Annotated in this window: 6 protein-coding genes; 1 reads left to right on the top strand and 5 read right to left on the bottom strand. The window is 68.3% G+C overall.

The genetic code is table 11. The annotated features are described in order from the left end of the window. Nucleotides 1-292: 292 nt before the first annotated feature. The gene (gene ppsA / locus C6P64_RS16795; protein WP_105749689.1) at nucleotides 293-2,683 is read right to left on the bottom strand and encodes a phosphoenolpyruvate synthase; all 2,391 of its coding nucleotides are present in this window, start codon (nucleotides 2,681-2,683) and stop codon (nucleotides 293-295) included. A 181-nt stretch (nucleotides 2,684-2,864) separates the two neighbouring features. On the opposite strand from ppsA, the gene ppsR reads away from it, so the two are divergent. Beyond that, the gene (gene ppsR, locus C6P64_RS16790; RefSeq protein ID WP_105749688.1) at nucleotides 2,865-3,686 is read left to right on the top strand and encodes a posphoenolpyruvate synthetase regulatory kinase/phosphorylase PpsR; all 822 of its coding nucleotides are present in this window, start codon (nucleotides 2,865-2,867) and stop codon (nucleotides 3,684-3,686) included. Between the two features lie 73 nt (nucleotides 3,687-3,759). On the opposite strand, the gene C6P64_RS16785 is transcribed toward ppsR, so the two are convergent. The 4 genes from C6P64_RS16785 to C6P64_RS16770 are packed head-to-tail and all read right to left on the bottom strand — an operon-like array spanning nucleotide 3,760 to nucleotide 9,343. Beyond that, nucleotides 3,760-5,988: an exonuclease domain-containing protein gene (locus C6P64_RS16785; protein ID WP_105749687.1), complete on the bottom strand. Its 2,229-nt coding sequence runs from the start codon at nucleotides 5,986-5,988 to the stop codon at nucleotides 3,760-3,762. Next, nucleotides 5,985-6,359, bottom strand: a complete 375-nt coding sequence (locus C6P64_RS16780; protein WP_105749686.1) for a response regulator transcription factor — start codon at nucleotides 6,357-6,359, stop codon at nucleotides 5,985-5,987. Before C6P64_RS16780 ends, C6P64_RS16785 begins: the two co-directional genes overlap by 4 nt. Next, the gene (locus C6P64_RS16775) at nucleotides 6,356-9,121 is read right to left on the bottom strand and encodes a sensor histidine kinase (protein WP_105749685.1); all 2,766 of its coding nucleotides are present in this window, start codon (nucleotides 9,119-9,121) and stop codon (nucleotides 6,356-6,358) included. The genes C6P64_RS16780 and C6P64_RS16775 overlap by 4 nt, the downstream gene beginning before the upstream one ends. Before the next feature lie 24 nt (nucleotides 9,122-9,145). Continuing rightward, the gene (locus tag C6P64_RS16770; RefSeq protein ID WP_105749684.1) at nucleotides 9,146-9,343 is read right to left on the bottom strand and encodes a hypothetical protein; all 198 of its coding nucleotides are present in this window, start codon (nucleotides 9,341-9,343) and stop codon (nucleotides 9,146-9,148) included. Nucleotides 9,344-9,443 lie beyond the last annotated feature (100 nt).

Below are 9,443 nucleotides of genomic sequence, written 5' to 3'. Positions count from 1 at the left end.
TACTTTCGGAAACCTTAGTAAGAACCCACGGGTAATCAAGCAAACCGCAATAGAAAAGTTTTGTCAGTTCCAAGGCGGCAAACGCGGCGACGACCCCCTGCCCGAAATCGCCGACGGCTGGCGCCTCTTCACCGCGGCACTGGCCAAGCGTGGCGTGACCATGCCTTGCGGGCTGTGATTCAGCACGGCAAGCCACGAAAGTCAAAAAGCCGGCCCGCGCCCAGACAGACGCAAGCCGGCCCTCATTGCCGGTCTGGACCAGGCCCTCGGCGGACCTGGAACGGAACAGTGATCAGCCCGCCAGTTGCTGCCAGGTATCGATCACCGAGTCGGGGTTGAGCGAGATCGAGCTGATGCCCTGGTCGCGCAGCCATTCGGCGAAGTCCGGATGGTCGCTGGGGCCCTGGCCGCAGATGCCGATGTACTTGCCCTGGGCGCGGCAGGCCTTGATTGCCAGGCTGATCAGGGCGGTGACGGCCGGGTCGCGCTCGTCGAAGTCATGCGCCAGCAGCTCCAGGCCCGAGTCGCGGTCCAGGCCCAGGGTGAGCTGGGTCAGGTCGTTGGAGCCGATCGAGAAGCCGTCGAAGAACTGCAGATACTGCTCGGCCAGGATGGCGTTGCTCGGGATCTCGCACATCATGATCAGCTTGAGCTCGTGCTCGCCACGCTTCAGGCCGAACTTGCCCAGCAGGTCGACCACGCGTTCGGCCTGCTTCAGGGTGCGCACGAAGGGCACCATCACCTGCACGTTGGTCAGGCCCATGGTCTCGCGCACGCGCTTGATCGCCTCGCATTCCATCGCGAAGGCTTCGCCGAAGTCCTCGCTGATGTAGCGCGCCGCGCCGCGGAAGCCCAGCATCGGGTTTTCCTCGTCGGGCTCGTAGCGGCTGCCGCCGACGAGCTTGCGGTACTCGTTGCTCTTGAAGTCGGACAGGCGCACGATGACCGGCTTGGGCCAGAAGGCGGCGGCAATGGTGGCCACGCCCTCGGCGACCTTGTCGACGTAGAAGGCACGCGGGCTGGCATGGCCGCGCGCCACCGACTCGACCGCCTTCTTCAGGTCGGCGTCGATGGCCGGATAGTCCAGGATCGCCTTCGGGTGCACGCCGATATTGTTGTTGATGATGAACTCGAGGCGCGCCAGGCCGACGCCGCCGTTCGGGATCTGCGCGAAGTCGAACGCGAGCTGCGGGTTGCCGACGTTCATCATGATCTTGACGTCGAGCTCGGGCATCTGGCCACGGCTGACTTCGGACACCTCGGTCTCGAGCAGGCCGTCGTAGATGCGGCCGGTATCGCCCTCGGCGCAGCTGACGGTGACCAGCGTGCCTTCGGTCAGGGTCTCGGTCGCGTCACCGCAGCCGACCACGGCCGGGATGCCGAGTTCGCGCGCGATGATGGCGGCGTGGCAGGTGCGGCCACCGCGGTTGGTCACGATGGCGCTGGCGCGCTTCATGACCGGCTCCCAGTTCGGGTCGGTCATGTCGGTCACCAGCACGTCGCCGGGCTGGACCTTGTCCATCTCGCTGATGTTGTGCACCAGGCGCACCGGGCCGGTGCCAATCTTCTGGCCGATGGCACGGCCCGAGGCCAGCACGGCGCCCTTGCCGACCAGCTTGTAGCGCAGCTCGACCTGACCGGCGGCCTGGCTCTTGACCGTCTCGGGGCGGGCCTGCAGGATGTAGAGCTGACCGTCATTGCCGTCCTTGCCCCACTCGATGTCCATCGGGCGGCCGTAGTGCTGCTCGATCACGACCGCGTAGCGCGCCAGCTCGAGCACGTCGGCGTCGGTCAGCGAATAGCGGTTGCGCTGCTCGACCGGCACCTCGACGGTCTTGACCAGCTTGCCGGTCGCCGCCTTCTCCTCGGGCGATGCGAACACCATCTCGATCAGCTTGGAGCCGAGGTTGCGGCGGATCAGCGCCTGCTTGCCGGCCTTGAGCATCGGCTTGTGGACGTAGAACTCGTCCGGGTTGACGGCGCCCTGCACCACGGTCTCGCCCAGGCCGTAGCTGGAGGTGATGAAGACCACGTCCTCGAAGCCGCTCTCGGTGTCGATGGTGAACATCACGCCGGCAGCGCCCAGGTCGGAGCGCACCATGCGCTGCACGCCGGCCGACAGCGCGACCACGTCATGCGCGAAGCCCTTGTGGACGCGGTAGCTGATCGCGCGGTCGTTGTAGAGGCTGGCGAAGACCTCCTTCATCTTGTGCAGCACTTCCTCGATGCCGTGCACGTTGAGGAAGGTCTCCTGCTGGCCGGCGAAGGACGCATCGGGCAGGTCCTCGGCGGTGGCGGAGGAACGCACGGCGTAGGTCGCGGTGGTGCTGTCACCGTTGAGCGTGGCGTAGGCGTCGCGGATCGCCTGCTCGAGGTCGGCCGGGAAGGGCTGGGCCTCGACCATGGCGCGGATCTCGGCGCCGACGCGAGCCAGCTCGCGCACGTCCTCGGTGTCGAGCGCGGCGAGCTTGGCGCTGATCTTGTCGGCCAGGCCCTCGAAGGCCAGGAATTCGCGGAAGGCATGCGCCGTGGTGGCGAAGCCGGTCGGCACGCGCACGCCCTCGGGCAGCTGCGAGATCATCTCGCCGAGGCTGGCGTTCTTGCCGCCGACGATCTCGACGTCGCTCATTCGGAGTTGCTCGAAAGGCACGACCAGGGCGGTCGGGCTGAACAGTTGGGACATGGGAAGCTCCACTAAGTTAAAAAAACCGGATCCCGGCTGACGCGCGCTGACCTGTCGTTGTGCTGTTGTGCGGTCGCGGCGCGGCATGGCGATGCAATTCGGGATAATCGGAAACATTGTAGGGGCCGCGCGGGCTGCGCGCCGACCTTGTCGCGACAATCGAACCGAGGGTAAGTACCAGATGCCGCACCGCACCGCATTCTTCATCTCCGATGGCACCGGCATCACGGCCGAGACCTTCGCCAACGCGATCCTGGCCCAGTTCGAGATCAAGCCGCACCGCATCCGCATGCCCTTCATCGACAGCGTGGACAAGGCACACCAGGCGGTGCACCAGATCCACCATTGCGCCAAGGTCGATGGCAGCCGGCCGCTGGTCTTCACGACCGTGGTCAACATGGAAGTGCTGGCGGTGCTCAAGGCCGGCTGCAAGGGCATGCTGATCGACATGTTCGGCACCTTCATCGCGCCGATCGAGGCCGAGCTCGGCATCAAGTCGAACCACCGGGTCGGCCGCTTCTCGGATGTCACGCGCAGCAAGGAATACCACGACCGGATCGAGGCGATCAACTTCACGCTCGCGCATGACGACGGCCAGACCCATGTCGACCTGGCCAACTCGGACCTGATCCTGATCGGGGTCAGTCGCAGCGGCAAGACACCGACCTCGCTCTATCTGGCGATGCAGTTCGGGCTCAAGGTGTCGAACTACCCGCTGATCCCGGAGGACTTCGAGCGCCGCCAGCTGCCGCCGGCGCTGGTGCCCTACAAGAAGAAGCTGTTCGGTCTGACCATCAACCCCGAGCGCCTGAGCGAGATCCGCAACGAGCGCAAGGCCAACTCGCGCTATGCCAGCCTGGTCAACTGCCGCTACGAGGTCAGCGAGGCCGAGGCCATGATGCGGCGCGCCGGCGTGCGCTGGCTCTCGACCACCAGCAAGTCGATCGAGGAGATCTCGACCATCATCCTGCAGGAGATCAAGCCCGAGCGGCTCGACTACTGACACGACTGCCGGGCGGGCCGGGCAACGGTTGGCGCTCGCGCCACGATGAGGCCGGCTGCCCCCTGCCCCGCCTTCAGTACTTGAGCCGCGCGTAATAGGTCTGCTGCGCGGCGGCGCGCGCCTGGCCCAGGGTGTGGATGCCCTTCTCGGCCAGCAGCGGGATCAGGCGCAGGAAGATCTCGGCCGTCACCAGCGCGTCGCCCAGCGCGTTGTGACGGCCTTGCACCTCGAGGTTGAAGCGCTGCGCGATCGCCTCGATGCGGTGCGACTCCTGGCTCGGGTGCACCAGCGCCGACAGCAGCAGGGTGTCGAGCACCGGCTGGTCGAAGGCGATGCCGGTGTCGGCCTCGAGCAGCTGCAGGAAGCGCATGTCGAAGGCCGCGTTGTGTCCGACCAGCACCGTGTCGCGCGCGAAGGCATGGAAGGCCGGCAGCACCTGCCCTATGGTCGGCTGGCCCCGGACCATGTCCTGGCTGATGCCGTGGATCGGGATGCCGGCGGGCGGGATCAGGCATTGCGGGTCGACCAGCTGGTCGAAGGTCTCCTGGCGCAGCAGCTTGCCGTTGACGATGCGGGCGGCACCGATCTGCAGGATCTGGTCGCCGCCGGCCGGATTCAGGCCAGTGGTCTCGGTGTCGAAGACGGTATAGACCAGGTCGAGCAGCGGGCGGTCGTCGAGCGCGCTGGCCTGCTCGGAGCGGCTGAACAGGTCGAAGTCATAGAACTCGGGCCGGCCGGCGGGCTCGGCAGGTCCGGCCTCGGGCGGGACGGCGGCCTGCCGGGGCGAGACGCCCGGCAGCAGGAAGCGGAAGAAGGACAGGTGGCTGGCGCGGTCGCGCTCGAACCAGAGCGCGCCGCCGTGGCGCTCGACCACGTCGCGCACCGAGAAGGAATAGGCCTCCTGGCCGATGCGCACCGGATCGAGCTCCCAGCCCATGACGGTCTCGGTGCTGATCGCGGGCCCGACCCACAGCAGGTCGAGATGGACGCGGGCCGTGCCGCTGGGCACCGGCTGCAGCCGCAACTGGACGAAGCGGACCGCGAACTCGTCCTGCAGCCGCGCCGCCAGATAGATCAGGGCCTGCAGCAGGCTGAAGCTCTCGATGCGCAGCCAGGCGGCGGGGTCGAGCTCGGCTGCGCGCACCGACAGGCCGGTCTGCTGCTCGATGCGGCGCAGCGCGGCGGTGACGAAGTCGCTGCCCAGCATGTCCTCCATCGGCCAGCGGCTGGACAGGCGCTCGGAGGCCTCGCTGACCAGGGGCTTGAGCCGCTCGCCCATGGCCTGTGCCTCGTCGCGCACCACGCGCAGGAAGCGCTCGCGCATGGCGGGCTCGAGGTCGGGGAAGTCGAGCATCTCAAGCGCGGCCTGGATGCTGGCCAGCGAGGCCCGGCTGCCCTCGGTCAGGGCCTGCAGCGCGCGGTCGCGCTCGGCCACCTGCTGGTAGTCGGGCATGGCGTCGTCGAGCATCAGCACATAGCCCGCGATGTCCTGGTCGGCCGCGCTGCCGGCGGCCGGACGCACCGGCGCGAGCTGGACCCGCAGCAGCTGGCCGGCGGGCGTGATGGTGACGAACTGGGCCGAGGGCTGGGGAGCGCCGCGCCGCATGCGCTGGCGCACGTTCTCCAGCGCGTGCTCGACCAGCTGGCGCTCGAACAGGTCATGGATGGAGCGGCCCAGTCCGAGCAGGCCGGCGCCGGCAGCGGGCTGTGCTGAAGGTCCAGCCTGGCCCGGCGCGCTGGCCTGGCTGGCTGGCACGAGGTCGCGGAACTGGGCCCGCGCGCGCTGGTTGTAGAGCAGGATGCGGCCGTCGAGGTTGCAGACCACCACGCTCTGGGTCAGCTCGGCCATCAGCGCGGCCAGGCGCGATTTCTCCTCCTCGATGCGCTGGGCGGCGGCCTGGACCTTGCCGTCCATCTCGCGCCGCAGGGTTTCACGCTGCTCGACCAGCTGGTTGAACAGCTTGGCCAGGGCGCGGGTCTCGGGGTTGCCGGCCGGCGCGAGCTCGCGCACCACGTCGGTACGCAGCAGGATCTGCGCCTCCTCGGCCAGCCGTACCGAGGGCGTGACCCAGAAGTCGAACCAGCGCTTGAGGCCATAGGCGATGGCGGCGATGCCACCGGCCCAGGTCAGGCCGACCAGCGCCAGGTGCGGGCCGATCAGCTCGAAGGCGGCCTGGCGCGGCTGCGGCTCCAGGGTGGCGGCGACCAGCGCGAAGGTCAGCGCCAGCCAGGCGACCGAGGCCAGCGCCGCGACGGCCAGCAGCAGCCACAGGCGCCGGTCGGTGCGACCGGGCCGGATCATGCGCCCGCTCCGAGCAGGGCGCGCACCTTCTCGACCAGCTCTCGGGTCGAGAAGGGCTTGGTCATGTAGTCGTCGGCGCCCAGCGCCAGGCCCTTGGCCATGTCGGTGTCGCGGCCCTTGGCGGTCAGCATCAGGATGCGGAGGCCGGCGAGCTCGTCGTGCTCGCGCACGGCCTGCAGCACGTCGAAGCCGCTCTTCTTCGGCATCATGACATCGAGCAGGACCAGGTCGGGGCGCTGTTGCAGGATGGCGTCGAGCGCCTGCTGGCCGTCGCGCGCGACCAGCACCTGGTAGCCCTCGCGCTGCATCAGGAATTCGAGCGATAGCAGGATGTTGGGCTCGTCGTCGGCGATCAGTATCTTGGCGCTCATGCGCGGTCTCCAGTCTTGTCGTTATCGGGTACGCCCAGCGGCAGCCAGAAGCTGAAGCAGGCGCCCTGCCCCGGCTGCGATCGCAGCTCGATGCGGCCGCCGAAATGCTCGACGATCTGGCGGCTGATCGGCAGGCCCAGTCCGGTGCCCTGCGGGCGCTGGCTGCTGTCGCCGCCCTGGCGGAACTTCTCGAACACCAGCGCCTGCTGCTCGGGCGCCACCCCCGGCCCATTGTCCTGCACTTCGACCACGACGCGGTCTGACTGGCGGGCCAGGCGGATCCGGATCTGGCCGCCGCCCTCGGGCACGAACTTGGCCGCGTTCGAGAGCAGGTTGATCATCACCTGGGTCAGGCGGTCGGGGTCGGCGCGCAGCATCAGGGGCGCAACGGGCAGGTCGAGGCTGAGCTGCGCACCGCGCTCGCGCAGCAGCTCGGCGACGGTCTGCGCGCTGCGGCGGATCAGCTCGGCCAGGTCGAGTTCGGCGTTGTGCCACTCGGCATGGCCGGACTCGATCTTGGCCAGGTCGAGCACCTGGTTGACGAGCCGGCCCAGGCGCTCGGTCTCGGCGACGATGATGGCAAGGAAGTTCTGCCGCTGCTCCAGGCGCATGGCGCGCGCGCCATCGGCCTCGGCGCGCGCATCGTCGCGCATCAGCTCGGCCAGGGCACGGATCGAGGTCAGCGGCGTGCGCAGCTCATGGGTGACGGAGGACATGAAGTCGTCCTTGAGCCGGTCCAGGCTCTTGAGCTGCTCGTTGGCCGCGCGCAGCTCGGCGCTGGCGCGCTCGAGCGAGAGCGATTTTTCCTCCAGCTCGCGCGAATGCAGCAGCAGACGCTTGGCCTCCTCGACCATGTCGAGCAGGTCCTGCAGCCCCAGCGCCTCCTCCTCAACCACCGAGGCGACCATGACCCGGGCCGAGGCGCTGCCGATCGCGCCGGTGAGCTGGGTCTCGACGAAATGGACCAGTTCGGCATCGGCCGGCAGGCGCTCGATCTGGTCGATGCCGCGCTGGCGGGCGAAGCGCTCGAACAGCTCGCGCGCGCGCACAGGCCCCAGGAAGCGCTCGGCCAGCGCCAGCAGGCTGGCGACGCTGGCCTGGCCGCGCCAGAACACCGGCTGCAACTGGTTGCTGCGCTCGAACACGTCGACGAACAGCAGCGCCTGGCTGGCCTCGGCCACCGAGGGGCTGCGCCAGAGCGAGACGCCGACATACAGGCCGGCGTTGGCCAGCAGGCTCCAGAACAGGGAATGGGTCAAGGGGTCGAGGCCGCCCAGGCCGAACAAGGCCTCCGGCCTGAGCCAGGCCAGGCCCCATAAGCCATCGCGCAGGAAGCCGTCAGCCATCCAGCCCGACTTGGCCAGCGAAGGCAGCATCAGGGTGTAGCACCAGAGCGCGAAGCCCGCCAGCAGGCCGGCGAAGGCACCGGGGCGGGTGGCGCCGCGCCAGTACATGCCGCCGAACAGCGCGGGCGCGAACTGGGCCACTGCGGCAAAGCTGATCAGGCCGATGCTGACCAGGGCATAGGCCTCGCCGGCCAGGCGGTAATACAGGTAGCCCAGCAGCAGCACGGCCAGGATGGCGAGCCGGCGGGTGTTGCGGATGGCGCGTGTCAGATCGCGTCCTCCCTCGGACCAGCGACGCGTGCGCAGCAGCACCGGCACCACCAGGTCGTTGCAGACCATGGTCGAGACGGCGATGGTCTCGACGATCACCATGCCGGTGGCCGCCGACAGGCCGCCGATGAAGGCCAGCAGGGTGAGCGCCGGCTGGCCCTGGCTGAGCGGCAGCGAGAGCAGGAAGGTATCGGGATCGGCCTGGCCGGGGCCGAAATGCAGCAGGCCGCCCAGCGCGATCGGCAGCACGAACAGGTTGATCAGCAGCAGGTAGAGCGGAAAGACCCAGGCCGCGCGCCGCAGGTGACGCTCGTCGACGTTCTCGACCACCATGACCTGGAACTGGCGCGGCAGCAGGATCACCGACAGCATGGCCAGCAGGGTCAGCGCGAACCATTGCGTATGGTCGAAGCCGCCACTGGATCCCGGCGCCAGCAGGCTGGCCAGTTCGGGCCGCTCCAGGGCGCGCGCGAAGATGTCATCCACGCCATCGAACAGGCCCCAGCTGACATAGCTGCCGACGGCCAGGAAGGCCAGCAGCTTGACCAGTGACTCGAAGGCCACTGCCGCCACCAGGCCTTCATGGCGCTCGCTGCTGTCGAGATGGCGGGTGCCGAACACCATGGTGAAGCCGGCCAGCGCGAGCGCGAGATAGAAGGTGCTCTCCTGCCACCAGGCGCGCGGCTGGGCGGAGCTGCCGGGAACGGCGGTCAGCAGGTCGTAGGCGACCGAGACCCCCTTGAGCTGCAGCGCGATGTAAGGGACGATGCCGACCACCGTGATCAGCGTGACCAGTCCGGCCAGCAGCGGGCTCTTGCCGTAGCGGCTGGCAATGAAGTCGGCGATCGAGGTGATGCGGTAGCGCTTGGCGATGCGCAGCATCTTGCGCAGCACCAGCCAGGCCAGCACCATGGCCAGCATGGGCCCGAGGTAGATCGGCAGGAACCAGACGCCCGAGCTGGCGGCCCGACCCACGCTGCCGAAATAGGTCCAGGCACTGCAGTAGACCGCGATCGAGAGCGCATAGACCCAGGGGCTGGCGATCACCGATCTACCGGCCGCCGCGTGCCGGTCGCCGTAGGCCGCGACCGCGACCAGCGTCAGCAGATAGGCCAGCGAGCAGGCGACGATCAGCAGCGGCGACATGGGGGAGTTACCGGCCAACCGGACTCAGTCCGGCCGGCGCTCCATGAGCCAGGCCAGCGCCGCGATCAGCAGGGCCCAGAGCGCGAACAGCGCGAGCGGAAACAGCGGCAGGCCCCAGAGCAGCGCCTCGCGGTTCCAGAGCGCGATCAGGGGATAGTTGAGCAGCAGGCAGCCAGCCACGAACAGCGCCAGCAGGCGTTGCGACTCCAGTTTCTGCTTCATGCCTGTCTCCGTCTTGCATCGTCGGCGCCATGAACACCAACCCTATAGCCATTGTGCATCCGCAGCGCTTACCCACCACTTACAGCCGCTAACACAACTG

The sequence above is a fragment of the Malikia granosa genome (genome assembly GCF_002980595.1).
Lineage (GTDB): Bacteria > Pseudomonadota > Gammaproteobacteria > Burkholderiales > Burkholderiaceae_C > Malikia > Malikia granosa.
Note: the sequence above shows the minus strand (reverse complement) of the source record. Positions and strands in the feature narration are given on the sequence as shown.

Bases quoted from the DNA above. Each gene is read 5' to 3' on its own strand.
- ppsA (WP_105749689.1), bottom strand. From the start codon at position 2,683: ATGTCCCAACTGTTCAGCCCGACCGCCCTGGTCGTGCCTTTCGAGCAA.
- ppsR (WP_105749688.1), top strand. From the start codon at position 2,865: ATGCCGCACCGCACCGCATTCTTCATCTCCGATGGCACCGGCATCACG.
- C6P64_RS16785 (WP_105749687.1), bottom strand. From the start codon at position 5,988: ATGATCCGGCCCGGTCGCACCGACCGGCGCCTGTGGCTGCTGCTGGCC.
- C6P64_RS16780 (WP_105749686.1), bottom strand. From the start codon at position 6,359: ATGAGCGCCAAGATACTGATCGCCGACGACGAGCCCAACATCCTGCTA.
- C6P64_RS16775 (WP_105749685.1), bottom strand. From the start codon at position 9,121: ATGTCGCCGCTGCTGATCGTCGCCTGCTCGCTGGCCTATCTGCTGACG.
- C6P64_RS16770 (WP_105749684.1), bottom strand. From the start codon at position 9,343: ATGAAGCAGAAACTGGAGTCGCAACGCCTGCTGGCGCTGTTCGTGGCT.